26 protein-coding genes are annotated in these 24,351 nt (G+C 65.3%); 14 read left to right on the forward strand and 12 right to left on the reverse strand.

Going from position 1 to position 24,351, the window contains the following annotated elements:
• Positions 1-152 precede the first annotated feature (152 nt).
• From WAN02_RS08345 to glnX, 5 genes are read right to left on the reverse strand one after another with little or no spacing between them, the layout of a single operon-like run.
• Complete coding sequence (locus WAN02_RS08345; protein ID WP_422263685.1) at positions 153-1,346, reverse strand: DUF1501 domain-containing protein; 1,194 nt, start codon at positions 1,344-1,346, stop codon at positions 153-155.
• Between the two features lie 11 nt (positions 1,347-1,357).
• Complete coding sequence (locus WAN02_RS08350) at positions 1,358-2,674, reverse strand: DUF1800 domain-containing protein (protein WP_422263686.1); 1,317 nt, start codon at positions 2,672-2,674, stop codon at positions 1,358-1,360.
• A gap of 45 nt (positions 2,675-2,719) precedes the next feature.
• On the reverse strand, positions 2,720-4,981 hold the full coding sequence (locus WAN02_RS08355; RefSeq protein WP_422263687.1) for a serine/threonine-protein kinase PknG: 2,262 nt from the start codon (positions 4,979-4,981) through the stop codon (positions 2,720-2,722).
• Positions 4,981-5,955 carry a glutamate ABC transporter substrate-binding protein gene (locus WAN02_RS08360; RefSeq protein WP_422263709.1) on the reverse strand — a complete coding sequence of 325 codons (975 nt, stop codon included), beginning with the start codon at positions 5,953-5,955 and terminating at the stop codon, positions 4,981-4,983. Before WAN02_RS08360 ends, WAN02_RS08355 begins: the two co-directional genes overlap by 1 nt.
• Positions 5,956-6,005: 50 nt before the next feature.
• Complete coding sequence (gene glnX, locus WAN02_RS08365) at positions 6,006-7,325, reverse strand: protein kinase G-activating protein GlnX (RefSeq protein ID WP_422263688.1); 1,320 nt, start codon at positions 7,323-7,325, stop codon at positions 6,006-6,008.
• A gap of 166 nt (positions 7,326-7,491) precedes the next feature.
• Between glnX and WAN02_RS08370 the strand changes: the two genes are divergently transcribed.
• Positions 7,492-8,115: an NUDIX hydrolase gene (locus WAN02_RS08370; RefSeq protein ID WP_422263689.1), complete on the forward strand. Its 624-nt coding sequence runs from the start codon at positions 7,492-7,494 to the stop codon at positions 8,113-8,115.
• Here the strand turns inward: WAN02_RS08370 and thiE are convergent.
• Complete coding sequence (gene thiE, locus WAN02_RS08375; RefSeq protein ID WP_422263690.1) at positions 8,087-8,758, reverse strand: thiamine phosphate synthase; 672 nt, start codon at positions 8,756-8,758, stop codon at positions 8,087-8,089. The two genes, WAN02_RS08370 and thiE, sit on opposite strands and share 29 nt — an antisense overlap.
• Positions 8,759-8,883: 125 nt before the next feature.
• Here thiE and thiO point away from each other — a divergent pair, with 125 nt between their 5' ends.
• From thiO to WAN02_RS08405, 6 genes are read left to right on the forward strand one after another with little or no spacing between them, the layout of a single operon-like run.
• Positions 8,884-9,900, forward strand: a complete 1,017-nt coding sequence (thiO, locus tag WAN02_RS08380; RefSeq protein ID WP_422263710.1) for a glycine oxidase ThiO — start codon at positions 8,884-8,886, stop codon at positions 9,898-9,900.
• On the forward strand, positions 9,897-10,094 hold the full coding sequence (gene thiS / locus WAN02_RS08385; RefSeq protein WP_422263691.1) for a sulfur carrier protein ThiS: 198 nt from the start codon (positions 9,897-9,899) through the stop codon (positions 10,092-10,094). The genes thiO and thiS overlap by 4 nt, the downstream gene beginning before the upstream one ends.
• Positions 10,087-10,845, forward strand: a complete 759-nt coding sequence (locus tag WAN02_RS08390; protein ID WP_422263692.1) for a thiazole synthase — start codon at positions 10,087-10,089, stop codon at positions 10,843-10,845. Before thiS ends, WAN02_RS08390 begins: the two co-directional genes overlap by 8 nt.
• Positions 10,842-11,609 (forward strand): SGNH/GDSL hydrolase family protein, encoded by a 768-nt coding sequence (locus WAN02_RS08395; RefSeq protein WP_422263693.1) that lies wholly within the window; start codon positions 10,842-10,844, stop codon positions 11,607-11,609. The genes WAN02_RS08390 and WAN02_RS08395 overlap by 4 nt, the downstream gene beginning before the upstream one ends.
• 39 nt (positions 11,610-11,648) lie before the next feature.
• Positions 11,649-12,644, forward strand: a complete 996-nt coding sequence (locus WAN02_RS08400; RefSeq protein ID WP_422263694.1) for an anti-sigma factor RsbA family regulatory protein — start codon at positions 11,649-11,651, stop codon at positions 12,642-12,644.
• Positions 12,645-12,681: 37 nt separating this feature from the next.
• Complete coding sequence (locus WAN02_RS08405; RefSeq protein WP_422263695.1) at positions 12,682-14,163, forward strand: M28 family metallopeptidase; 1,482 nt, start codon at positions 12,682-12,684, stop codon at positions 14,161-14,163.
• A 1-nt stretch (position 14,164) separates the two neighbouring features.
• Here WAN02_RS08405 and WAN02_RS08410 read toward each other — a convergent pair whose 3' ends face one another.
• Positions 14,165-16,033 (reverse strand): serine/threonine-protein kinase, encoded by a 1,869-nt coding sequence (locus WAN02_RS08410; protein WP_422263696.1) that lies wholly within the window; start codon positions 16,031-16,033, stop codon positions 14,165-14,167.
• A gap of 71 nt (positions 16,034-16,104) precedes the next feature.
• Between WAN02_RS08410 and WAN02_RS08415 the strand changes: the two genes are divergently transcribed.
• From WAN02_RS08415 to WAN02_RS08440, 6 genes are all read left to right on the forward strand, one after another.
• Complete coding sequence (locus tag WAN02_RS08415; protein ID WP_422263697.1) at positions 16,105-17,271, forward strand: BTAD domain-containing putative transcriptional regulator; 1,167 nt, start codon at positions 16,105-16,107, stop codon at positions 17,269-17,271.
• Between the two features lie 110 nt (positions 17,272-17,381).
• Positions 17,382-17,636 carry a hypothetical protein gene (locus WAN02_RS08420; RefSeq protein ID WP_422263698.1) on the forward strand — a complete coding sequence of 85 codons (255 nt, stop codon included), beginning with the start codon at positions 17,382-17,384 and terminating at the stop codon, positions 17,634-17,636.
• A 9-nt stretch (positions 17,637-17,645) separates the two neighbouring features.
• Positions 17,646-18,365, forward strand: coding sequence for an AIM24 family protein (locus WAN02_RS08425; RefSeq protein WP_422263699.1), 720 nt, complete (start codon positions 17,646-17,648; stop codon positions 18,363-18,365).
• Between the two features lie 382 nt (positions 18,366-18,747).
• Entirely contained in the window at positions 18,748-19,224 is a 477-nt protein-coding gene (locus tag WAN02_RS08430) for a lipoprotein LpqH (protein ID WP_422263700.1), read from the forward strand.
• Positions 19,225-19,318: 94 nt separating this feature from the next.
• Positions 19,319-19,696: an SHOCT domain-containing protein gene (locus tag WAN02_RS08435; RefSeq protein WP_422263701.1), complete on the forward strand. Its 378-nt coding sequence runs from the start codon at positions 19,319-19,321 to the stop codon at positions 19,694-19,696.
• 83 nt (positions 19,697-19,779) lie between these two features.
• Complete coding sequence (locus tag WAN02_RS08440) at positions 19,780-20,094, forward strand: hypothetical protein (protein ID WP_422263702.1); 315 nt, start codon at positions 19,780-19,782, stop codon at positions 20,092-20,094.
• Positions 20,095-20,109: 15 nt separating this feature from the next.
• On the opposite strand, the gene WAN02_RS08445 is transcribed toward WAN02_RS08440, so the two are convergent.
• Both WAN02_RS08445 and WAN02_RS08450 read right to left on the reverse strand, forming a co-directional pair.
• Positions 20,110-20,457 (reverse strand): hypothetical protein, encoded by a 348-nt coding sequence (locus WAN02_RS08445; protein WP_422263703.1) that lies wholly within the window; start codon positions 20,455-20,457, stop codon positions 20,110-20,112.
• A 76-nt stretch (positions 20,458-20,533) separates the two neighbouring features.
• Positions 20,534-20,758 (reverse strand): hypothetical protein, encoded by a 225-nt coding sequence (locus WAN02_RS08450; RefSeq protein ID WP_422263704.1) that lies wholly within the window; start codon positions 20,756-20,758, stop codon positions 20,534-20,536.
• 125 nt (positions 20,759-20,883) lie between these two features.
• Between WAN02_RS08450 and WAN02_RS08455 the strand changes: the two genes are divergently transcribed.
• Entirely contained in the window at positions 20,884-22,113 is a 1,230-nt protein-coding gene (locus tag WAN02_RS08455; RefSeq protein ID WP_422263705.1) for a TetR/AcrR family transcriptional regulator, read from the forward strand.
• Here WAN02_RS08455 and WAN02_RS08460 read toward each other — a convergent pair.
• The 3 genes from WAN02_RS08460 to WAN02_RS08470 are packed head-to-tail and all read right to left on the reverse strand — an operon-like array spanning position 22,088 to position 24,228.
• Positions 22,088-22,363 (reverse strand): hypothetical protein, encoded by a 276-nt coding sequence (locus WAN02_RS08460; protein ID WP_422263706.1) that lies wholly within the window; start codon positions 22,361-22,363, stop codon positions 22,088-22,090. The genes WAN02_RS08455 and WAN02_RS08460 overlap by 26 nt on opposite strands.
• 8 nt (positions 22,364-22,371) lie before the next feature.
• Positions 22,372-23,862, reverse strand: a complete 1,491-nt coding sequence (locus WAN02_RS08465) for a flavin-containing monooxygenase (protein WP_422263707.1) — start codon at positions 23,860-23,862, stop codon at positions 22,372-22,374.
• Between the two features lie 48 nt (positions 23,863-23,910).
• Positions 23,911-24,228, reverse strand: coding sequence for a MerR family transcriptional regulator (locus WAN02_RS08470; protein WP_422263708.1), 318 nt, complete (start codon positions 24,226-24,228; stop codon positions 23,911-23,913).
• Positions 24,229-24,351: the final 123 nt, after the last annotated feature.

Raw genomic sequence — 24,351 nt, forward strand, 5'->3', positions numbered from 1 at the left:
CTACAAGAGTCGCGATATTGGACCGAACTATAACTGAGGTTAAGCTGAGAAGCATCCAGATTTCCGGAAAAAGTGTCTGACGTGTTCGGCAAGACAACCGGACATCCGAGCAATCGGATCACGCTCCGCCCCCAGCGGCTTGACCAGCAGTTTTAGGTGAGAAACCCCAGGCTTCTCCGGGCGGTCCCCACCGATGGCGTGGGGTCGGTCTGCAGTGTCTTGGACAGCAGCTCGAAGTAGACGTCGCGGAAGTCCGTGGTGGGCTTTAGATCGCCGTTGTCGAGGTCGGTGAGGCTGGGTTCGTCGCCGTAGAAGCCGCCCCTGACCGGTCCGCCGGCGACGAACATCGGACCCGCGGTGCCGTGGTCGGTGCCCCCGGCGCCGTTGGCCTTCACCCGCCGTCCAAACTCCGAATATGCCATCAGGACAACGTTTTTACCGTACTTGTCGCCGGCCATCTGCTTGAGGAACGGCGTCACGGCATCGTCGAGGGTCTGCAGGAGACGCTGCTGGATCCCGCGCTCCACCACGTGCGTGTCGAATCCGCCCAACTGCACCGAGTACACCCGGGTGGGCACCGCCGCCTTCACGGCTGCGGCCACCATGTCCAGTTGGCCGGCCAGCGATCGCGGCTTCATGCCCGACGGCTTGATCGACCGGAACGTGGTATCGGTGGTCCGGGTCGCGCGGTAGGCCTCGCACACTGCCGCCATCGCGGGGGTGTCGCCCGGGTCGTCAACACCAAGCGCGTCCATCGTCGCGGTGAATCTTTCCGCCGACTGCATTTCCTTGGAGGTCGAAAGTGCGGCCGCGGTGGACTTTTCGCCCACAGCCAATGGGGGGAGTACCGAGCCGACATTGACCGCACGCAGCGGGTCGTTGCCGGTGGCATCCAGCCATCTGCCGATCCAGCCGGTCGAGACCGGCTCGGACGGGGACGCCGTCTGCCAGATGTCCATCGACCGGAAGTGGCTGTGGTCGGGCCGTGGATAGCTGACCCCGCGGACGATGGCCAGCTTCCGGTCGTCCCATACCTGCGCGAGGCCCTTGAGGGCGGGATTGAGGCCCAGCTGATCATCAAGATGTAGAACTTCATTTGGCGCATAAGCCAATTGCGGCCGGACATCGTGATAGGCATGGTCGGCGTAGGGAATCACGGTGTTGATCCCGTCGTTGCCGCCGTAGAGCGTGACGATCACCAGCACGCCGCTGCCTTCGGCAAGCGGTCGCTCCTGGGCCGCCTGCATCAGGTCAGGCCAGCTGCAACCCACTGCGCCCGACAGCAGACCGGCGGCGCCCGCTCCCGCACTGGCGATCAGAAACTTTCGGCGATTCAGATTGGTCATCAGCATGCTCGCTACGACGTCAGGTATTCGGGAGTGTTGACCGCGGCGGCCACCAGCCGAACCGGCCTGCTCGTCAACGGTTTCAGTGCTGCCACGGTCCGGTCGGACCATACGCCGATGCCGATCAGATAACCGACGGCATCGATCCGGTCGCTGCCAGCGGCGTCCTCGACAGCGGACAGATCACCCGCGCGGGCCAATTGGGTTGCGGCACGCATCCGTACATCGGCGCTGGCGGTCGACATCCAGGCCCGGCCATACGGCCAACCTCCGACATCAGGTGGATAAAACGGTCGCTGTCCTAGCGCCTTGAGTGTGTCGTCAGCCATTTTCATTCGCCCCGGGTGGTCGATCGGGACATTCAAGCTGCGGATCACTCCGACGAGCCACTCAACCGGCGTGTTGACGATCGCCGCGCGGCTGTGCACGAACTCGTCATCGGTGAGGATCGCCCGAGTCAACGCGCGCAAGTCGCGCGCCGGCCCGTAGGCCGCGACGAGCCGGTCGAGCACCTCCGGGGATGCGGGGGTGTCGGAAGCCAGTTGACGCCACAGCCGCCCAGCGACATGTTCCGCTGACTTGGGCTGCGCCAGCACAATGTCGCAGAACCCGTTTGCATCGAAATTCCGTGTGACCCCGAACAATGTCTTGGACGTGCGGTCTTGGCGGCGCGCCACCAGCACCGTCTTCGCACCTGGCCGGGCCGTCCACCCGGTCAGCGCCCGGGCACCGGCCCGCACGTCGTCCTCGGTGTAGCCGTTGCCGTGACCGAGGGCGAACAGCTCCATGAACTCGCGGGCCAGGTTCTCATTGTTGGCGCCGACGGTGTTCTTGTCTCCGTCCAACCAATGCAGCATGGCGGCATCGGTCAACATGGCGTAGGCCAGCGTGTGGAAGTCGCCGAGCGACAGGCTGCGCAGCTTCTGGTTTTGCGCTGCCATCTGGCCCGGGAAAAGCACCTTCTTGGCCGAGGTGGCAAAGTGGTTGTGCCACAACAGCGTCAACTTCTCGTGAACCGGCTGCCGCACCGAGACCATCCGACGCAACCACCACTCGGAGAGCCCGGACATCAGGCTGAACAATTCGCGGTTGAACTCTTTGCGAACCTGGGCTGATGCTCCCTTTCCGGGGCGGTGCCCGTCAGCCAGCGTCGGCATCGGTGTCGCGACCGCCCCTGGGTCCTTGTCCGGGTCCGCGCGCAGAGCGGCGTCGACGTAGTCGGGCCAGTTTTGCTTGGCGACGGCGTCGACCTGCGCGCCCGTGACACCGAATCCGGTCCGGCGCAGCACGCGCGCAGTCGTTGTCCACCCATCCGACTGGCCGGCCATGCGTCAACTCTGCCGGAGATTGCTTGCGATCTGCTTGCGCCCCAGTTAGAACGTGCTGGTGGGACGGACCCGGTTTGCCATGTCGATCAGCTTGTAGCGGTGCGCCTGGGTTGGCGCCGCCCGGGCCAGCCCGCGCAGCGACGCCTCGACACCCAGCCGCAGCCCGTGCTCGGTGAACGGAAAGCCGAGAATGTGGTTGGTACTGGCCTCGTGATCTCCCAGCCAATCCAACGCACTGCCGAGTACCAACGCGCGAATCTGCAGCACCCGCGGCTCGGTCGGCGGTAGCGCCTCTACCCGTCGTGCAGCGTCGCGGATCTGGTCTTCGGTGATTTCACTGGCGGAACGACCGGACAGCAACGTCACCGCACTGGTGAGCCGCGCGGTGGTGAAATACCTTGAGGTGGCCGGGACTTCGTCAAGAGTGCGAACCGCACCGCCCCGGTCTCCCTCGACCGACTGTGCCCTGGCCAATCCGAACGCCGCTGAGATCACCCCGTCGTCGGTCTTCCACACCTCGTCGTAGTACTTGTGTTCGTCTGAGCTGCCGGCTAATTCGGCGGTCGCGGCCAGGGCCATCTTGGGCGCCAGCTCACCGGGGAAGGTGTCCAGCACCTCGCTGAAATGCTTGCTCGCCGACTCGTAGTCGGCGGTCAGCAATTCCGAGACTCCGCGATACCAGACCAGCCGCCAACGCCAGCCGACTCGCTCGGCGAGGTCGTCGAGCTTGCGGGTGGCCTTGGCGACATCGCCAAGATCCAGCAGCGCCCGCACCTCCATCAACGGCAGTTCGATGGAATCCGACAAGTCGATGTCGTCGGAATCCATTGCGCCGTGCCGGAATGCGCGCAGCGAATCCAATGTCTGTACCGGTTGCGACAGCACCGTCGCCTGCAACAGCGGTGCGGCGACATCGGCCGCGTCGACCAGCGGCACCTGCAGCGCGGTGACGATCTCCTTGGCGGTCAACTTTTCCGAATGCACATGACCGTCGAGGTACACGTCGGTGTGAGCGACCAACAGTGCTTCCCCAAACGTCGAGCGGCTGCGGGAGAAGATCGTCGACAAGCCCGGTCGCCGTACGCCGGTGTCCTGCGCGACCACCTCACGCAGCACACCCGACAGCTGTCCGGACATCTCCTCGGCGCTGACGAATCGCCGCCGCGGATCCGGATCGATGGCGCGGCGCAGCAACCTGCCGAATGAGTCGTACTTGGCGAGCACTGGGTCGTCTTCGGGCAGCCCGTCGACGTAGCGTCCGCCGCGGGCCCGCAATTTCAACGTCAGGGCCGCCAGCGTACGACCGACCGTGTAGATGTCGCTGGCCACGGTCGGTCCGGTTCGCACGATCTCGGGCGCCTGGTATCCCGGTGTGCCGTAGAGATAGCCGAACGAGTTGATCCGCGAGACGGCTCCAAGGTCGATCAGTTTGAGTTGCTCTTCGGTGAGCATGATGTTTTCCGGTTTGAGGTCGTTGTAGACCAAACCGATGGAGTGCAGATAGCTCAGCGCCGGAAGGATTTCCAGCACGTACGCAATCGCCTCGGCGACCGGCAGCCTGTCGCCCTTGCGACGTTTGAGCGATTGCCCACCGACGTACTCCATCACGATGTAACCCACGGGTTCGCCGTGCTGGTCGGTGTGCTCGACGAAGTTGAAGATCTGCACGATCGAGGGATGCACAACCTCGGCGAGGAACCTCCGCTCGGCCATCGCGATCGCCTGTGCTTCGGCGTCACCGGAATGAACCAGGCCTTTGAGCACCACCGGACGATCATTGACGTTGCTGTCGAGCGCCAGATAAACCCAGCCCAGTCCGCCGTGCGCGATGCAGCCTTTGATTACGTACTGGCCGGCAACGACGGCGCCCGGATTCAGTTGCGGCAGGAAGGAATACGGGCTTCCGCAGTATGGGCACCAGCCCTCCGACTGGGCCTTGCCTTCTTTGCTGGATCGGCCGACCGGCCGTCCGCAGTTCCAGCAGAACCGTTTGGATTCTGGCACAACCGGATTGGGCATCAACGCTTCGAGCGGATCGATGTCGGGAACCCGCGGAATTTCTACGAGTCCACCGCCCAGCCGGCGCACCGGAGCCCGCGTCGTCGACTTCACCCGCTCCCGCGGCGTGGTGTCGGCGCTGTGCAGGGCGAAGTCATCATCGACATCGTCGAAGTCGGGCCGGAAGATCGCCTGGGTGGCCTGTGGGCGCCCCTGAGAGGATGAGTCCACCATCGCGTCGGCGGGCTGAGTACCCGGAGCGACGTCGTCCAGGTCCTGGCTTTCCGGGTCCACCGGTTGCTCGGTCATCAGTCCTCGTACCTCGGGATAGGCGGGGCCGGCGCGATCCCGAGTACCGTTAACCATTTGCGGTACAGCGCATTCCAAGTGCCATCGCGGCGGACGCGTTCCAGAGTGCCGTTGACGAAACGAACCAGTCCGGTGTTCTCGAGCTTGACCCCGATCCCGTAAGGCTGGGTGCCCATGTTGGGCCCGACGATGTGCAGATACGGGTCCTGGGAGACCAGCCCGGCCAGAATCGAGTCGTCGGTGCTGACCGCGTCGACCTGACGCTGCTGCAACGTCACCAGGCAGTCGGCCCAGTTCACCACCTCGACCACAATCGGCGGTGGCGAGATCTCGCGAATCCGGTGCAGCGACGTCGTGCCCTTCGCCACGCAGACCCGCTTTCCGGACAGGTCAGCCGGTTTGGTCACCGGCGAGTCGCGCGAAGCCAGGATGCGCTGGCTGGCGTCGAGGTAGACGGTGGAGAAGTTGACCTGCTTGCGCCGCTCGCAGGTGATGGTCATCGTCTTGACGACGATGTCGACTTCTGATTTCTGCAGCGCGGTGATGCGTTCGTCGGACGACAGGATCCGATACTCGACTTGCGATGGGTTACCGAAGATGTCGCGCGCTACCTCGCCGGCGATGTCGACGTCGAAGCCGACGATTTCACCGGTGATCGGATCGCGGAAGCTGAACAGGTTGCTGCCGATGTCCAGGCCGACGATCAGCCGGCCGCGGGCGCGGATATCGGCCACCGCGGCGTCGGCGTCAGCCGGATTATCGAACGGGCGCAGGCTGGCGGTGGGGTTGCAGTTGTCGGCGGTCTTGTCCGGCTGCAACGGTGGTTGCGGGGGTATCTCCTGCATACCGGCCGGGGTGGGCGGCGCCAGCGTCGGGGCAGGGGCCACCAACATGGAACCGGTTTCGCTGCAGCCGGCCAGAACCGTGGCGATCGCCAGCGCGGCGAAGCCGCGCGCAGCAGGTCGGCACCGCATGCCGACGCCCGCCGCCAGCGCGGTGCACAGGATTCGGAGCGGCCGCGTCGTCATCGATACTCGCTTAGCCGGGGCCATAATCCGAGAGCGACGGCGACGGCCGCGCCCAGGCTGAGCACGATGGCACCCACTGTGGCGCCGGACAGTCCCCGACGCGCGTTGAGGACGTCGTCGCGCAATTCGTGACGGCTCTGCTCCATGGCCTTCACCAGTGCGAGGTCGAGTTTGTCGAACGCGGGGGTGGAGTCGTTTTCTCCGCTGCCCAGGGCCACCTGCGTCGCGGCCCGATAATTACCGACCGAGATGTAGGCGTTGATTCGATCGTCGGCCCGCCGCCACTGTGCCAGCAGTTGGGCGGCGTCCTGCAAGTCGCCCTTGTCGACGGCGTCCTGACGAGCGAGGTATTGGTCGAGCTGCTTGTGCATGGCGTCGATGCGTTCATAGAAGGATTGCTTGCGGGTTTCTTCGTCCCCGCGCCGAATCAGCGACAAGGTCTCGTCGGCGCGCGCCTGCTGCGCACTGATGGACATGTTGGTGATGGTCTTCAGTGACTCTGCCGCAGTGTTTTTCGCACTACGGCTACCGGCAGTGGAAATGGCAAGCGCGGTACCCACCCAGACCACCATAACGAGAATCGCGAGTGCACCGGCGACAAGACCGGGGTTGATCCGCCGGTTGGTGTGCCGGGCCAGCCAGCGGTGCGAGAAGGAGCCCATCACCGCCGTTGCGAGGATGACGAGGATCACCGGAGCCGGGATCTCGGTCGATGCCGTGGTTTCGGTGTCCACCCGTTCCGAGGTCTCGCTGTACAGCCGTGCCGCGTCCGGCAAGATCGCCGACTGCATCAGCGTGGAGGCCTCGGACAGGTACGACGAGCCGACGGGGTTACCGGCCCGGTTGTTGGTCCGGGCGATTTCGATCAGCCCGGTGTACACCGCCAACTCGGCGTTGACCCTGCCGAGCAACTGCACCAGCGGCTCATCGGTCAGACCGCTGGACGCCCTGGTCACCGCGACCGCCGCGTCGGTGATCGCCTGCTCGTAACGCTGCCGGACGGTGCGCGGCTCGGCTTGCGCGATGAACGCGGTCGCCGCGGCCGCGTCGGCAACCGACAGCGTGGTGTACAGCCGGCCGGCCGCGAAGGCCAGCGGCTCGGTGTGGTTCAGCACGGTGGTCAGCGCATGCTGTCGCTGGTTGATCGTGGTCGACGTGGCGAACGCGCTGAGCCCGCCCAGGATTGCCAGGACGAGACCGATGGACAGGATGCGACCCGGCGTCGTGGCAACGAACCACCAGCGGGGGTGGGCCGGCTCAATCGGCGACCGCGAACCGAGCGGCTCAGTCGACGGGTGCGCCAACTCAACGGTCACGTCTGTTCGGACCTCATCTTTCCCAGCGTGCTTGTGATGAACTGTATAAGCGAAGTCTAAGAGTGTTTTGCTGAGATGCGGGGACCCGCCCACTCAGATTTCCCGACTTGTTACCCGCCCGCGACACACGGCGGCATCGGCGTCGGGTGCTGCTTATCCTGAACGCGTGCGCGGCGACGGTGACGGATGGGTGGTGTCCGACACCGGCAACCCTTACTGGGGTCGGTTCGGCGCGGCGGGCTTGTTGCTCCGGGCGCCGTTGCGTGACGGAACCCCGGCGGTGTTACTGCAGCACCGGGCGCCGTGGAGCCATCAGGGCGGAACATGGGGCCTGCCGGGCGGTGCCCGCGACAGCCACGAGACCGCCGAGGAGGCCGCCGTCCGAGAAGCCCACGAGGAGGCAGGTTTGCCCGGCGAGCTGCTATCGGTACGGGGAACGGTGATCACCGCCGAGGCGAGCGGTACCGACTGGACCTACACGACGGTCGTCGCTGACGCGGCTGAACTGCTGCAGACCGAAGCCAATTATGAGAGCGCCGAGATGCGCTGGGTCGGTGAAGACGAGGTGGCCGCCCTGCCGCTGCATCCCGGATTCGCGGCCAGCTGGCAACGGCTGCGGACGGCGCAGGAGGCCCTGCCGCTACACCGAGACGACGAGCTGCGGCGCAGCCTGCCGCGCACGGTCGAGGTCGCGCAAGGGGTCTTCGTGTGGTGCACCGCAGGCCACCCAGATCAGGCGCCGTCGCAGCTGAGCTCCCGGATCAGCTCACTGCTGCAAGTGCCGAACTGAGCTGCTCGGCAGCGGCTCGGGGATCCTCCGCGGCGGTGATAGCCCGGACGACGACGATGCGCCGCGCGCCGGCGTCCAGCACCTCTGGCAGTCGATCCACGTCGATGCCGCCGATGGCGAACCAGGGTTTGTCGCATGCCAGCTCGGCGGTGGCCCGCACCAGCGCCAGCCCGGGCGCGCTGCGTCCGGGCTTGGTCGGGGTCGGCCAACACGGCCCGACGCAGAAATAGTCGACCTTCTCGGTGATCGCCGTGCCGACCTGCTGACGATCGTGGGTGGAACGGCCGATCACGGTGTCCGGGCCGACGATCTCGCGCGCCACGCTCAGCGGCAGGTCGTCTTGACCCAGGTGCAGCACGGCGGCGCCGGCGGCACGGGCGATGTCGGCGCGGTCGTTGACGGCCAGCAGTGCGCCATGCCGCCGCGCCGCGTCGGCGAGCACCTCCAGCGCCGCCAATTCGTCGCGGGCCTCGAGCGGGCCCAGCCGCTGCTCAGCGGCCGAGCCCTTGTCGCGCAGTTGAATGACATCGACCCCGCCGGCCAGCGCGGCGTCGGCGAATTCGGCCAGATCGCCATGGTCGCGACGCGCATCGGTGCACAGATAGAGACGCGCGGTGGCGAGCCGGTCGATCGGTTGGTGCACACCGCGACGCTAGCGACTACCCTTTGGAGTCGACACGGGAGTCCCGCGAGCGGGGTCTGAGAATGGGCACGTCGGCCCTTACCGTCACACACCTGATCCGGATCATGCCGGCGAAGGGAGCGGAGATGCCACCGGACTCGGGAACGCTGGCCGTCATCGGCGGCGGCGTCATCGGGCTGTCCGTGGCACGCCGCGCAGCCCAAGCCGGTTGGTCGGTGCGGGTGCATCGGTCCGGCCAGCCCGGTGCGTCGTGGGTAGCCGCTGGCATGTTGGCGCCGCACAGCGAAGGCTGGCCGGGCGAGGAGCGACTGCTGCAGCTGGGTCTGGAGTCGCTAAAGCTCTGGCAGCAGGGCGGATACACCGACGGCCTACCCGGCCAGGTGATCACCGCGCGGGAGTCCTTGGCGGTAGCGGTCGACCGTGCCGACGTCGCCGACCTGCGCACGGTCGCCGAGTGGTTGTCCGCGCAAGGGCACCCGGTGATCTGGGAATCGGCAGTGCGCGACGTGGAACCGATGCTGGCGCAAGGTATTCGGCATGGTTTTCGGGCACCCACCGAGCTCGCGGTGGACAATCGGGCGCTGCTCGACGGGCTGTCGGCGGCATGCGAAGAACTGGGCGTCGACTGGGATGGGCCGGTTGCATCTGTGAACGCGGTGCAGGCCGACGCGGTCGTGATCGCCAACGGAATCGATGCCCCGGCCTTGTGGCCGGGTCTGCCGATTCGGCCGGTGAAGGGTGAAGTGCTGAGGTTGCGTTGGCGGAAGGGGTGTATGCCGTTGCCGCAAAGAGTAATTCGTGCTCGGGTGCATGGACGTCAGGTTTATGTGGTGCCACGCGCCGACGGCGTGGTGGTCGGCGCGACCCAGTACGAGCACGGTCGCGACACCGCACCGACGGTGTCCGGTGTGCGGGATCTGCTCGACGACGCATGCACGGTCATGCCGGCGCTCGGCGAGTACGAGCTGGCGGAGTGCATCGCCGGCCTGCGTCCGATGACGCCAGACAACCTGCCCCTGGTGGGACGCCTGGATGCCCGGACGCTGATCGCCGCCGGCCACGGCCGATCCGGTTTCCTGCTGGCACCGTGGACGGCTGAACAAATTGTGTCCGAACTCATTCCGGTTGGAGCCCACACGTGATTATTCGTGTCAACGCCGACGACCTCGAGGTCGACGACCACACCACAGTTGCGGCGCTGCTGCAGTCGCTGGGCTATCCGGACCGCGGCATCGCGGTCGCGGTCGATCAAGTCGTCCTACCGCGATCCCGCTGGGCCACAGCGCTTTCCGGCGGCGCAAACATCGAAGTGGTGACGGCGGTGCAGGGTGGCTGATTCGAAACTGACCATTGCCGGGCGCAGCTTCACATCTCGGTTGATCATGGGCACCGGCGGCGCCGCGAACCTTGCGGTCCTCGAAGAGGCCCTGGTCGCATCGGGTACCGAGTTGACCACCGTCGCGATGCGCCGCGTCGATGCCGAGGGCGGCACCGGCATGCTCGATCTGTTGAGCCGACTGGGCATCACACCGCTGCCCAACACCGCGGGCTGTCGCGGCGCCGCCGAGGCGGTGCTCACCGCGCAACTCGGGCGCGAGGCATTGGGCACCGAGTGGGTCAAGCTGGAAGTGATCGCAGACGAGCGCACCCTGTTGCCCGATGCCATTGAATTGGTTCGTGCCGCGGAACAATTGGTTGACGACGGCTTCGTGGTGCTGCCGTACACCAACGACGACCCGGTGCTTGCCAAGCGATTGGAAGACACCGGGTGCGCGGCGGTGATGCCGCTCGGTTCACCGATCGGCACAGGGCTGGGAATCGCCAACCCGCACAACATCGAAATGATCGTGAGCCAAGCCGGTGTCCCGGTTGTCCTCGACGCCGGGATCGGCACCGCCAGTGATGCCGCGCTCGCGATGGAGTTGGGTTGCGACGCCGTTCTGTTGGCCACCGCGGTGACCCGCGCCGTCGATCCACCCGCGATGGCGGCGGCAATGGCAGCCGCCGTCACCGCGGGATATCTGGCCCGACGTGCCGGTCGCATCCCGAAGCGGTTCTGGGCGCAGGCCTCGAGTCCCGACCTGTGAGCCGCTACGTGGCGCTCGGCAGCTCGATGGCCGCCGGACCCGGAATCCGGCCCGCTGCCGCGGGCGCGCCGTTCGGGTCGGGCCGATCGGCGCGCAACTACGCCCATCTGGTCGCCGAGCGACTGAACCTCGGCCTCGTCGACGTCACCTTCTCCGGCGCCACTACCGCCCACGTGCTCGCCGACCGTCAGCGCAGCGCCCAGCCCCAGATCGAGGCGTTGGATGGCTCCGAAGATCTGGTGACCGTCACCATCGGCGGCAACGACGTCGGATACGTGCCGCTGCTGATGGCCGCGTCGCTGCCCGCGGTCGTTCGCAGACTGCCTCCGGTCGCCGCTCGCCTGCGCGAGCTGTTCGACCGCGACGCCCGCGGAAAAGCCCTCGACGGGATCGAAGCGGCGTTGCACGCCGTCGGCGCCGCGGTGCGGCAGCGGTCGCCGCGGGCGCGGGTGATTTTCGTCGATTACCTCACCCTGCTGCCGCCGGACGGCCAAGCCGCTGCTCCGCTGTCAGCGGAGCACGCCGACCTGGGTCGTTTGGTCGCCACGCGCCTCGAGGAAGCCACCTCCGCGGCAGCACAGGCCACCGGCTGCGATGTCGTGCGGGCCGGGCACGCCAGTCGTCACCATAACGGCTGGTCAGCGGATCCCTGGGTGGTGGCCGCTGGTTTGCCGTTGCCGTGGCGGCCGGCGCCGTTTCATCCCAACGCCGCAGGTATGCGTGCCGTGGCCGACCTGATTCTGAAGCAGACCGGCGGAGCCTGATTAGGTTTTTGTCGCCTGGGTAGATCTACCGAGGCAACCATGCAGGCAATCACTGCCGAGGATCTATCCGTCGACATGACACTGAGAGCACACGTGCATCTTCGGGGCTACGACCATTCAGCGCTCTTGTATCACTCAGAGCGCGAATACGTGGACCGGCTTGCGCAATTCATCGGCGACGGCTTGGAGCTGTCGGAGCCCACCTTGGTCGCGGTACCAGGGGAAAGATTGGCATCGTTGCGCGGCGCTTTGGGGGATGGGGCCGCCGAGGTGACGATGGCCGACATCACCGACTTCGGCCGCAATCCAGGACGGATCCTGGCCGGGCAGCTGGCTTTCGTCGAACGGCACACCGGCCAGCGTGTGCGCATCGTTGCCGAATCCGCCTGGGTGGGCCGGAGTGCATTCGAATACCTCGCGTGCATGCAGCATGAAGCTCTCGCCAACATCGCGTTTGCCGGGACCGACATCACCGGCCTGTGCCCCTACGACGCATCCTGTCTGGACGAAAGCGTCCTGGCCGAGGTCCGCCTCACGCATCCGCAGATCTGGCAGGACGGAGCGCGGCGGCACTGCCCGGAATATGCGGTCGATGCCGCGCTTGACCAGTGCAACCAACCGTTGGCCACCAGTGCGGCCGCGGTCACGCACACCGTCGAGCAGGCGGCGGATCTGGCCGGCGTCCGCCGGTGCGGTGAACGTTACAGCCGGCTGCTCGGGATGTCCGCGGACAGAGTCGCCGATCTGCTGTTGGTCGCCACCGAGTTGGCCACCAACAGCCTCGATCACGCCGGGGGTGCCTGCCGAATGGCGTTCTGGTACGAGAACGGCTACGTGGTCTGCGAGGCGCGCGACATGGGCTACTGGGCCGACCCGTTAGCAGGCCGCCGACCACCCGTCGCGGGCAGCCCAGGTCCCTACGGTCTCTTTGTGGTCAACGCCATCGCCGACTTGCTACGGACGCACTCCACGGCCGCGGGCACCACGATCCAGGCGTATCTGCGACTCGACGATCCCGCCGAAGCCGCCAGTTGACGGCGTGCGTCGACGCGGACGTCTAATCTGGGGCGCGATGATGAGCAAATCAAGACCGATCCTGACCGCCGTCGCGGCTCTGCTGTTGGCGGCCGGCGGGTGTGCGTCCTCCGACACTGCCAATACGATGACGCCGAGATCGGGTCCGGACTTCGCGGCCGCCCTGCGCGGGAAAGTCAGCACCGACGCGATGATGGCCCACTTGACCAAGCTGCAGGACATCGCCAATGCCAATGGCAACACCCGCGCGGTCGGCACGCCCGGCTACGACGCCAGCGTCGATTACGTCGTGGGTAAGTTGCGGGACAAGGGTTTTGACGTGCAGACCATGCAATTCGACGCGCATGTGTTTCACGCCGAACCGGGATCGGTGACCGTTGCCGGCAAGAAGTTCGACGCGCGGGCGCTGGAGTACAGCCCCGCCGCGCCCGGGGTCACCGGTCCGCTGGTGGCCGTCGGGACCGACGCAAGCCCCGGCTGCAACGCGGCCGACTTCGACAACGTCCCGGTCAACGGCGCGGTCGTGCTGGTGGATCGCGGCACCTGCCCGTTCGCCCAGAAGGCCGCCGCCGCCGCCCAACACGGAGCCGTGGCGGTCGTCGTGGCGGACAACGTTGTCGAAGAGCAGATGGGCGGCACCCTCGGCGAATCCACCGACGTCAAGATCCCAGTCGTCGGCGTCACCAAACCCGACGGCGCACTGCTTCGCGCTACCGTCGGGCCTGCGACGGTAGAACTCTCCGCAGAGACCAAGACCATCCAGGCGCGCAACGTGATTGCGCAGACCAAGACCGGGTCGACCAGCGATGTGGTGATGGCCGGGGCTCACCTCGACAGCGTTCCCGAAGGCCCTGGTATCAACGACAACGGATCCGGTGTGGCCGCGGTTCTGGAGACCGCTTTGCAATTGGGCAGTTCGCCGGGGATCCACAACGCGGTGCGATTCGGTTTCTGGGGTGCTGAGGAGCTCGGGCTGATCGGCTCGCACAAGTATGTCCAGTCGTTGGATATCGAAGCGCTCAAAAATATTGCGTTGTATCTGAATTTCGACATGCTCGCGTCCCCGAACCCGGGCTATTTCACCTACGACGGCGACCAGTCGTTGCCGGCTGACAAGCGTGGCAATCCGGTGGTGCCCGAGGGCTCCGCCGGAATCGAGCGGACGCTGGCCGCGTACCTCAACTCCGCCGGAAAAACGCCGCAGGACACCTCATTTGACGGCAGGTCCGACTACGACGGCTTCACCCAGGCCGGCATTCCCTCGGGCGGCTTGTTCTCCGGCGCCGAGAACAAGAAGTCTTCCGAGGAGGCCAAGCTGTGGGGTGGTGAAGCGGACCAGCCGTTCGATCCCAACTACCACAAGAGCACCGACACCTTGGAGCACATCGACCGTGCCGAACTCGCCATCAACGGGGATGGTGTCGCCTATGCGACCGGTCTATACGCTCAAGATCTCAGTGGCCGCAACGGTATTCCGATCCGTGAGGACCGGACCCGTCACCAGCTGTCCAAGAAATGAGTTAGTCGCCGGTACGCTCGAACTTGTCTTCGAAATCGCCGCCGGCACAGGCGCTTCCAGTGGTCACGTTGTGGCCGTGCCCGATCAGCAGTGGGATCGGATCTTGCAGCGGGTCGGGCAGCGGATACTCCGCGCTGAGCTTGATATTCACGGTTCCGCCGAGGTTGCAGGGCACCGTGCCCTCGTCGTTGCGGGTCCACTTGCCGCCGCTGAACACCAGAGGCACCACCCCGTCGATCGCATGGAACAGGCTCATGCAGCGATCGCCAGTGCGCAGGCACACCGTACGGACGGTGAGATCGTCTTGTCCCGGCGCAGAACCGCCGTTCGCATAGGTGATTGTTTCGTGGTATCGCCCGCGTAGCGCTGTGGACGGGGAGGCCGCCCGTGGAGGCAACGCAGCCGGATCGGGAACCTTGGCGAGGTCGGGATCACCTGTGCGGGTGAAGGTTACGGTTCGCTTTGCCGTGCTGCAGCTGTTGGTGGTGGACCTGGTGGTGTCACCGGTCAGGGTGCCGTCGGGTTGCGGCTGCAGGGTGAACACCACCCAGACTTCGGTGGGCGCGTCATTACAGGACGTAGAGCCCAGGCCCACGGCAAGCCAACTACCGCCCACCTGATCGAACACCAGATCCGAGACGAGCACGACTCCGCTACCACCGACGTAGGACGCCGTCGCGATACAGCCGCCGGATCCGCACGTCGAGCGCACATCCCAGGTGCCAGTCATCGGCGGCGCACCCGCGACCCCTTTTCCTTCGAGGTCGGTGCCGGGGCCATAGTCCGCCCGGTAGGTGCCGCTGAACGCGTGGGCGGTAGCTGCGGTCGCGGTCGATGGTGTGCTGCCGGCCCGATCGTGGTGCTGCACAAACGTCACGCCCGCAAAAACCGCCGCGGCCACCAGCAGCAACGCGGTAACCGCAAGTGACGCAATCAAAGTCGGGCGTGAAACACGCGAAGGGCTGGTCATCAGGGTGGGCGCGGGCGCGGGTAGTCCCGGCGGGGGTGCGGGTGGCGGCGGGTGGACGTGGCCGGACGGTGGGCTGACAAGGGCACTCAGCTCGCGGGCGAAATCTCGGCAGCTGGGATACCGGTCGGTGGGCGATTTGGCCATCGCCCGGGCCAGCACCGGATCCAGCACAGCCAACTCCGGCCGACGTTCCCCCAGCGAAGGTACCGGCGCCGCAACGTGTTTGGTGATCACCACAGCGGGGTTGGAATCGACGTACGGTGGCGCTCCGGTCAACAGGTCAAAGGCAGTGCACGCCAGTGCATATTGATCGGTGCGACCGTCGAGCGGCTCACCCCTCAACTGCTCTGGCGCCGCGTACGCCATCGTGCCGACGGCCATATTCGTGGCAGTCAGCCCCGCTGGGTCATCGATCAGACGCGCGATACCGAAGTCGGCCAAAAAAATTCGTTGTGCCTGCGGATCCAGCAGGATGTTGGCCGGCTTCACGTCGCGGTGCAGCAGGCCCCGTTGATGCGCATAATCCAACGCCGACGCCACCGCCGTGATGATCTCCAGCGCCTCACCGACGGGCAGCCCGTTGGGATGGTGCTCGCGCACCAGCCGGGACGCGTCCGTGCCCCCGACATAATCCATCGAAATCCACAACTGACCGTCGTATTCACCGCGGTCATGAACACCCAAGATGTTGGGATGCGACAGGCTGGCCGTCAGATCGGCCTCACGCAGAAACCGCGCCCGATACTGCGGGTCGGCGGTCCACTGCGTCGGCAGCACCTTCAGCGCGTCCTGGCGCGGCAACCGGGGATGCGCGGCCAGATACACCGTGCCCATGCCGCCGGCACCCAGCACCCGCAGGACCGTGAATCCCGCGAACGCTTCACCTACCGATACCGGCATGGGCAGATCCTAACTGGAAGCTATGCTGCTGTTGTTTAGCTGGCGAACCTGGTGAGCGCAGAAACATCACGATGGCCGATGGTTTAGGCACAGGGCGGTCCTTTGCGGCGGCCCAGTTCGGTGTATTGGGCCCGTTGCAGGTGCGCATCAGCGATGAATCACTGCCGTTGGGCACACCGAAGCAGCGTGCGGTGCTGGCGATGTTGATCGTCAATGCGAATCGACCGGTGGGCATTGACTCGCTCATCGGTGCCGCATGGGATCAGCGGCCGCCGCAGGGAGCGCGGGCCACCCTGCATGCCTACATCTCCAACTTGCGTCGGCTGATGAGCGACGCGGGCATCGACCGTTCCGTGCTGGCCAGCACACCTCCGGGCTATCAACTGTCCATCAACGACGATCAGTACGACTTCGGCCGGTTCATTGCCGAGAAAAACGCCGGTGTGCAGGCCGCAGCCGACGCGCAGTTCGAGCAGGCCAGCCAGCACCTGCTGGCCGCGCTTGGCCAGTGGCGCGGCCCGGTTCTCGAGGACCTGAGCGACTTTCACTTCGTGGAGACGCTGGCCGCGGCGATCGATGAGGAGAGGGTGCTTGTCTACATCGCGCGTGCCGAGGCCGAAATCGCCTGCGGTCGGCCGCATAACGTGATCGCGGAGCTGGAGGCGTTGACCGCCAGGCATGGCTATCGGGAACCGTTGTGGGCCCAGTTGATTACCGCCTACTACTTGGACGACCGCCAGTCAGACGCGCTGGACGCGTACTTGCGGCTGAAAGCGTTACTCGCGGAAGACTTGGGCATCGACCCGAGCTGGACGATCCGGGAGCTCTACGAGCGGATTCTGCGCCAGGAGCCGTTGGACGCTCGCAAGGTTGCCCAATCACACGCCGAGGACACCATTGTCGCCCAGTCGGACAACGCAATCCGGGTCCGCCGGGCTGCGACGGCAGCACTGATCGGCGCCGACGGGCGACGCTATGCGTTAGCCGGCACGGCCACCCGGATAGGTCGCAGCCCCGACAACGACATCGTGCTGTCTGACGCCAAGGTCAGCCGCCACCACGCCGTCATCGCCGATGACGGCCACACGATCCTCATCACCGATCTGGGATCGGCGAACGGAGTCCGGGTGCGCCGGAAACGTATCGACCCCAGCGCCGAACTGCGCGATGGCGATCGCATTCGGATCGGCGACGAGGAATTCACGCTCGAGACCGGAGCCGGCCACGCCGCGCCGTAGCCGGCCGTCGGGTGAGCGGTCCGTTAAGGATCCAGTAAGCGCTGTACCGCACCGTGAGCACGCGCAGGTGTTGCACCGCAACACCGCGCCCTCACGAAAGGACGACGCACATGAAGATTCTGCCCGCCAACATCGAAGAACAAATCGAGCGCGTCGATCGCAATCGCAGCCTGATCATCGGGATCAGCGCGGGACTGGTCGCTTTCTGGTGCCTCTACCGGGTGCTGTGGTCGATCTATCTCTCGCTGACGTACGACTTCTTGTTCGGGTCGCTGGTGTTCTCCATTGTGCTGTGGGGTGTGATCGGCGTGGTCGCCACGATTGCAGCCACCGGATTTCTCACGCGCTACGCCAAGCGACCTTGAGCCGGAAAGATGGCCAACTCGTATCGGCCCGAGCCCCCACAGTTACTGCCCACCAACGTCGCCGATGGGCGCGCCCCGGGTGTGTACTACCGCATCGATGGAGAGTTGGTGCCGGTACTGCACATCTGGCTCGACGGCAGCGTGCCGGTGTTTTTCGAGCATCACGTCATCTTGTGGAAGGACCCTGAGCTTCATATCGGGCTCAGGGGCAAGGGTGCGCTCAAGCGGATGGTCGCGGGCATGCAACTGCTGATGACCGAGGCCCGTGGACCGGGGCAGGTCGCATTTTCGCGCGACGGCGCCGGGCATGTCTTTCCGCTGCATCTGCGGCCCGGTGCAGCGGTCGAGGTTCGTGAGCACCAATACCTGGCGGCCACCGGCAATTTGGAGTACGGATTCACCCGCCAGAAGGGGATGCGAAACGTGTTGTTCGGCTCGACCGGGTTCTTCGTGGACCGGTTCGCCGCGACGCAGTCGGAGGGCGTGCTGTGGCTGCACGGCTACGGCAACGTTTTCGAGAAAGTTCTCGCACCCGGTGAGCAGATCGATGTGGAGCCCGGAAGTTGGATCTACCGTGACGAAAGCGTCCGGATGGATCCGTGGGTTTTTGGCCTCCGGACCGGCATGTTCGGTGGCAGCGGCAACCTCGTCTTCAATCGCTTCACCGGCCCCGGTCGCATTGGGCTCCAGTCGATGTACGTAGACATGTCCGGCGACGTGTCGACGTGAGCGTGCTGGCCAATCCCTACAACCCGATTGGCGACATCGCGGTCGACCCCACCAGCGGCACCCTGATTGCGACGCGTGCAGAGGCTTGGCGCCGAGATCTATGTGGTGGACCGCGACGGCGTCGCGGTGTATGCGCTTTGAGTGAAAGGTTTTTGGAGAGCATCACGATCCACGTACGGCCGTCGTGCGTCGCCACGAGCTCAGGAGTGGGCCGGCTCTATGCCGCTGACCACGTGGGCGACGTGACAGTGCTGCCCGTCGCTACGCCGGTGCCTCACGCAGTGGCCGGCTGAACCGGGCGGGTCGGCGTTAAGGATCCATAAAGCCCGCTGCCGCACTGTGATTAGGCATCACGTCCACAACACAAACAAGGAGTCCATCAATGAAACGCGAAGTCCTGATCATGGCCGGTGCGGCGGCGACCCTCGCCACGGTGATGGTGGGTTGTTCACACCACGACAAGGCCGCCAGTGTCGGTAATGCCGCCGTGGCGCCCGCCGGTTCGTCGAACACCAAGGTGCTCGTCGACGGTAAGGATCAAAACGTCAAGGGCCAGGTTGCCTGCACGACAGCCGCCGGCACGGTCAACATCGCCATCGGCGGTGGAGCCGGTTCCTCCGGTGTTCCCACCGGCATCGGCGCCGTGTTGACGGATGCCAGCCCGCCCGTCGTGAAATCCGTTGCGCTGGGCAATGTCAACGGCGTCTCGTTGGGCGTTGGCGGCACCACCGGCAAGGCCAACGCCACCAAGGACGGCAGCACGTACAAGATCAGCGGTACCGCCAGTGGTATGGACATGTCCAACCCGATGGCAGGACCGGTCAACAAGTCGTTCGAACTCGACGTCGCCTGCCCCTGACAGCGACTCTGGCCCGGCCACTGGGCGTCGCCACGGCGACATTCGGTGGCCGGGCGGCCGCAGTGAATCCACCAGACGATAAGGAACATCCATCATGAAAAACAACAAACCCGCACTCATCTTGGCCGGGGCGATCGCCGCGCTCTTCGTCGTCACGTTCGTGATTCGCTTTGTCGCGCTCAGCGAACTCGGCATGCCCGGCGGTTGGACGCTGTACTTCGGCTTGCCGGTCGGAGGCATCGGCCTGCTGATTCTGCTGTTGCGGCTCGGGCTGCTCAACTTCGGCCACGAGCCGAGCGCCACTATGCGGGCCTTTCAACACGACGCTGCAATGCACGCGCGGTGGACGCCGGCGCCGACCGTGGCGCCGACGACGCAACGACTGCAGGAGATCGAGAACCTGCGCGCCAGCGGCGCCATCTCCGACGACGAGTACGCCGCGGAGCGTGCGCGGATCATCGCGAGCCTGTAGAACCTCCAGAGGCTCAACCGATCTCCGACAACTTCGGCATCACCTCGTCGCCGAAGCGTTTCATGAAGCCGGCAGGATCCGGTGTGCCCGGGACTGGGCCGGTGTTGATCGACGGACACCTCAGGAAGCTCGAACGGGTCCTCAACGAAGCCGACGGTTTTCCGGATCTCGGCGACATCCCGACCCACCGTTTCGCAATGGCGGGTCAACCCTCGATCTCTGTCGAGTTCCAGAGGTCGGCGTACTGGGCGACGAGCCGCAGCGTCTTCTTTCGCGCCCAACATTTCCATCTGGACGAAGTGATCGGCAAGCGTGAACATCGTCGCGCCGATCTCTTCGGTAGCCGCCGTTGGCGGCGAAGTCGGCTGAACATCACCCGTAGATCCCGGGCGGTCTAACTGACGGCCGGCGGCTTAGGTCGCGTCTCCGCGCAACTCCCAGAACCGGGTACTTTCCTCCGCATCGTCTGGTGTGCTGCGGACCCATATCGCAGCGACGACCGTCACCAGCGCCCAGCCGATGATGGCGGCCGGGATAGCCCAGAGGCGGCGCCGCAGCAGCGCTGTCGCGCACTCGCCGGCCAGGTTGGCGTCGTGGGCTCCCGGGGTCTGCGACAGGCTCCCGTTGAAGCCCCTCCCGCAGCTGATCTGCATTCCCCATTGGTCGTATTGACCCAAGTGCACCGGAAACCACAGCGCCAACAGTCCGGCGGCGATCAACGCGGCGCCCACGACTCCGAGTAGCACCTGACGATTGCTCACGAGTGTCCTCTCAGATCTGGCCGTATGCCGAGATATGTGAATGCGCGCATCGACGGGATTCCGGCGGCCTTGGCGCTCATGTCATGCAGACGTTCGCGAACAGCAGCACCGGCCACGACACGATGGAGCCCAGAAACGACACCGCCAGATCGACCCCGTGCATGTTCTGAAGATGCGCGGTGTGCGTCGTCGACCAGATCGTTCCGATCAGCAGATACGGTGTGCCGACGATCAATCCAAGCGCGATCAGCTGAGCGACCGTGAGCTGGTAGCCGAGGACGCGGCGAATCGTGTCGAGCATGAGCGGTCACCTCCCAACCCGGTCCCCGAAACGCTGCTCAAGCGCGTCGAGCAAGAGCTATGTTAATGACGGTTCTGACTCGGCGGTAGGTTTTTTGGCAAGAATCTGCGGGCTAGGGTGAGGCGGTGACGACGCCGCGCGCGCAGGGCGCCGCCGTAGTACGCCGACGGCCCAAGGATCGCAAAGATCAGATCGCCCGGGCATCCGCCGAGGCGTTCAGTGCGCAGGGCTACCACGCCGTCAGCATGGAAGCGATCGCGGCCAAGGTCGGAATCTCCGCGCCGGCGCTGTATCGGCACCATGCCGGCAAGTACGAACTGTTCCGCGACGCCGTCCTGGCACTCGGCCAGCAACTGGTCGACTGCACCGACTTCGCCGACACCGAAGCCGGAGGCGACCCCGCCGAGACGCTGGACCGACTGGTCGCGGCGCTGATCGACGTGACGCTGGTAAATCGCGCATCCGGCGGGCTGTATCGATGGCAGGCTCGCTACCTGCACGGCGAAGACCAATCCGCGCTCGGCGATCAACTGCGATTGGTGAACCGCCGAATTCAGCGGCCGCTCAACGCGATTCGCCCAACTCTGAACTCGTCGCAGCGATGGATGCTGTCGGCCGGGCTGCTCAGCGTGATCGGAAGCGTCGTCGACCACCGGGTTCAATTGCCCGCCGACGACATCCGCGCGCTGCTGGCCGGCGCCGCCTCGGCAGTACTCCGGGCCGAGCTGCCGGAACCGGCGGATACCGTGGACCGCCCTGCCTCGTGGCGGATCTTCGAAGCCGACACCGGGGTATACGAAGCGCTGCTGCAGGCGTCGATGGTGTTGTTCAACGCCAAGGGCTATCCCGAGACCAGCATGGCCGAGATCGCGTCGGCCGTCGGTATTCCGGTGTCGGGGATCTACCGCTACTTCCCCGGCAAGTGCGACATCCTCGCGACGGGGTTGCGGCGTGCGGCCGATCGAGTTTCGGGCCGGCTGTCGGCGATCCTGTCCGGGCTGACCGAACCGGGCCATATGCTCACCTTGCTGATCGAGGCATACGTGGCGACCTCGTTCGCGAATCCGGATCTGGCCGCGATCTACTACACCGAACGGGTGAACCTGACCCGGGTGGATCAGGAACTGCTCCGCGGTGTGCAGCGGTCGACGATCGATGCCTGGATGCGCCTACTGGCGGCGGCGCGGCCGGCGCTCACCGAGACGCAGGCGCGTGTTCTGGTCCATGCGGCGATGGCGCTGGTAGTCGATGTAGGTCGGCTGGTGCACTACGAGAACTCCGCCGACAACTCCGCCTATTCGCAGGCGTGTGTGCGAAAACTGATGGAAGCTACGGTTTTTGGGGTTGGCGGATAGCATTTCCGCCCAGGTAGGCGAGGTACCCGATCAATCCGACGGCGCCCAGGTTGCGGGTCTGCCGGCTGGCGAAAATCAGCCCCAGCACGGTTTCGATGCTGCCGTTGGTGTAGATGTGCTGGCGGGTGTTACACGGGAACGCCGACTTGGTGATCGGCTCGAACAATGACGGGCTGGTGAAGTGGGCCAGGCCGGCGCCGGCCAAGGCCAGACCTGAAAAGCGGGCAACACGATTACTTTTGCGAGACATGAAGCTCCTCAGGCGATTACGTAGTCGCTCAACGGGAAATTCGACGCTTCCTCGATCGCTGTCGAGGTGGCCATCGGACGCAACAGCGATGGCTCACCGCTGGGATTGAAATAGTACGACCGTGAGGTCGCGCAGTTACCGATCGTCCACAGCGAATCGCCGAGCAGTTCGGTCATCCGGTCGAGGTAGCGCGCGTTAGCCTCTTCGGTCACTTCGAATGTGTCCGCGCCCCGGCGTTCGAGCTCGGCGAAAAGGCGCTCCATCAAGCGCATCTGGTATTCCATGGTGTTGAAGAAGTTCAGTCCCAAGAAGGCAAACGGACTGGCCAAGCTGAGGTAGTTCGGAAAGTAAGGCATCGACACGCCCTGATACGCCTGGAATCGCGTGTCGCGCCACCACTTTCCGAGGTTGCGCCCGTCGCGGCCGATCACCTCGATAGCCGGGAAGTTGGCCTCCCACAGGTCGAACCCGGTGGCCAGCACCAGTGTGTCGATATTGGTTTTCGAGCCGTCGGCGTTGACGATCCCGTCGGCCTCGACGCGTTCGACTCCGTCGGCCTGCAGGTGGACATGCGGTTTGGCGAAGCTGCGGAAATAGGTGTTGGAGAACGTCGGGCGCTTGCACCCGATGTCGTAGTCGGGGGTGAGCTTGCGGCGCAGTTCTTTGTCGCGAATCGCCAGAAACTGATTGATCTTGCACAGATCCATCGCAGAGATGTTGAGCCGCCGGAACAGCGGGACCCGGTATCGCACCACGCCGACGGTGATCATCAACTCGTAGATGGTGTCGGTAATCGTCCGGATCAGCCGCTGCGTCCACGGTAAGCGGGCGAAGAGCCGTTTGACTCGATCCGGGAACTGTAGGTCGATCTTCGGTGCCACCCAGATCGGGGTGCGCTGATAGACAGTGAGATCGGCGGCCTTGTCCGCGAGTTTCGGAATCAGTTGCACTGCCGTCGCGCCGGTCCCGATGATCCCGATCCGCCTGCCGGTCGGATCGAAATCGTCCTCCCACTCGGTGGTGTGGATGACCTTGCCCTCGAACGTGGTGATTCCCGGAATGTCGGGTGTTTTCGGCTGGGACAAAAACCCAGTAGCGGTGATCAGGTAGCGCGCCGACAGCACGTCGCCACCGGACAGCGCCACCTGCCAGCGACGGGTCTCCTCATCCCAGCGGGCGCTTTCCACGACGGTGTTGAACCGCATGTGGCGGCGCACGTCGTACTTGTCGGCCACCCCGGCGGCGTACTGCTTGATCTCCGGTCCTGGGGTGAACAACCGCGACCAGTTCGGGTTGGGCTCGAAGAAGTACGAGTAAGTAGTGGTGGGGACGTCGACGGCCAGCCCTGGGTAGTGATTCACGTGCCAGGTTCCGCCGAGGTCGTCCTCCCGGTCGAGGATGACGAAGTCGTCGATATTCATGCGCTTGAGCTGGACTGCCGCGCCGATACCGCCGAAGCCGGCCCCGACGATCAGCACCTCGAAGTGCTCCGAACTCATGGCACGACAATATACGCAGTACCCCCGGTACCGGCAATCGACTGGGCCCTAGCTGGGCCTGGTTTTCCTTGTTGCCTTCTCGCTGGATGCGCGGTTCTCGGCGAGCAGCGCCGCATTGTCGTCCTCGAGTTCAAGAATGCGGCCGATGCCGGCGAGGTTGACTCCGGCGGCGACCAGTCGGCTGATCCGCCGGAGACGAGCCAGGTCGTCGGCGCTGTAGCGGCGGGTGCCGCCCTCGGAGCGGATGGGTTCGAGGAGTCCGCGTGCCTCGTACAGCCGCAAGGTTTGAACCCCCATGCCGACGAGGTCGGCCGCGACCGAAATGCCGTACACGCCGTGGTCTGGCGCTGGGCCCATCGCTTCCATCAGAAATTCTCGCCTCGTCGGTCAAAGGGTCTTGCGTAGTTCCTGCTTCCGATGGTACAAGAAATCTATGGCGCTCACCATAGATCACAGCAGGTGATCGATGGCCCAGGAGGAGCATCTTCG

Source organism: Mycobacterium sp. (genome assembly GCF_049281135.1).
GTDB lineage: Bacteria > Actinomycetota > Actinomycetes > Mycobacteriales > Mycobacteriaceae > Mycobacterium.

What these genes read in the sequence shown, in the direction of transcription:
- WAN02_RS08355 (WP_422263687.1), bottom strand. Translation starts at nt 4,981, where the DNA reads ATGACCGAGCAACCGGTGGACCCGGAAAGCCAGGACCTGGACGACGTC.
- WAN02_RS08360 (WP_422263709.1), bottom strand. Translation starts at nt 5,955, where the DNA reads ATGCGGTGCCGACCTGCTGCGCGCGGCTTCGCCGCGCTGGCGATCGCC.
- WAN02_RS08460 (WP_422263706.1), bottom strand. Translation starts at nt 22,363, where the DNA reads ATGTCTCGCAAAAGTAATCGTGTTGCCCGCTTTTCAGGTCTGGCCTTG.
- WAN02_RS08410 (WP_422263696.1), bottom strand. Translation starts at nt 16,033, where the DNA reads ATGCCGGTATCGGTAGGTGAAGCGTTCGCGGGATTCACGGTCCTGCGG.
- WAN02_RS08425 (WP_422263699.1), top strand. Translation starts at nt 17,646, where the DNA reads ATGGCCAACTCGTATCGGCCCGAGCCCCCACAGTTACTGCCCACCAAC.
- WAN02_RS08470 (WP_422263708.1), bottom strand. Translation starts at nt 24,228, where the DNA reads ATGGAAGCGATGGGCCCAGCGCCAGACCACGGCGTGTACGGCATTTCG.
- WAN02_RS08415 (WP_422263697.1), top strand. Translation starts at nt 16,105, where the DNA reads ATGGCCGATGGTTTAGGCACAGGGCGGTCCTTTGCGGCGGCCCAGTTC.
- WAN02_RS08350 (WP_422263686.1), bottom strand. Translation starts at nt 2,674, where the DNA reads ATGGCCGGCCAGTCGGATGGGTGGACAACGACTGCGCGCGTGCTGCGC.
- WAN02_RS08465 (WP_422263707.1), bottom strand. Translation starts at nt 23,862, where the DNA reads ATGAGTTCGGAGCACTTCGAGGTGCTGATCGTCGGGGCCGGCTTCGGC.
- WAN02_RS08400 (WP_422263694.1), top strand. Translation starts at nt 11,649, where the DNA reads ATGCAGGCAATCACTGCCGAGGATCTATCCGTCGACATGACACTGAGA.
- thiO (WP_422263710.1), top strand. Translation starts at nt 8,884, where the DNA reads ATGCCACCGGACTCGGGAACGCTGGCCGTCATCGGCGGCGGCGTCATC.
- WAN02_RS08450 (WP_422263704.1), bottom strand. Translation starts at nt 20,758, where the DNA reads ATGCTCGACACGATTCGCCGCGTCCTCGGCTACCAGCTCACGGTCGCT.
- WAN02_RS08405 (WP_422263695.1), top strand. Translation starts at nt 12,682, where the DNA reads ATGATGAGCAAATCAAGACCGATCCTGACCGCCGTCGCGGCTCTGCTG.
- WAN02_RS08345 (WP_422263685.1), bottom strand. Translation starts at nt 1,346, where the DNA reads ATGACCAATCTGAATCGCCGAAAGTTTCTGATCGCCAGTGCGGGAGCG.
- WAN02_RS08435 (WP_422263701.1), top strand. Translation starts at nt 19,319, where the DNA reads ATGAAAAACAACAAACCCGCACTCATCTTGGCCGGGGCGATCGCCGCG.
- WAN02_RS08420 (WP_422263698.1), top strand. Translation starts at nt 17,382, where the DNA reads ATGAAGATTCTGCCCGCCAACATCGAAGAACAAATCGAGCGCGTCGAT.
- WAN02_RS08430 (WP_422263700.1), top strand. Translation starts at nt 18,748, where the DNA reads ATGAAACGCGAAGTCCTGATCATGGCCGGTGCGGCGGCGACCCTCGCC.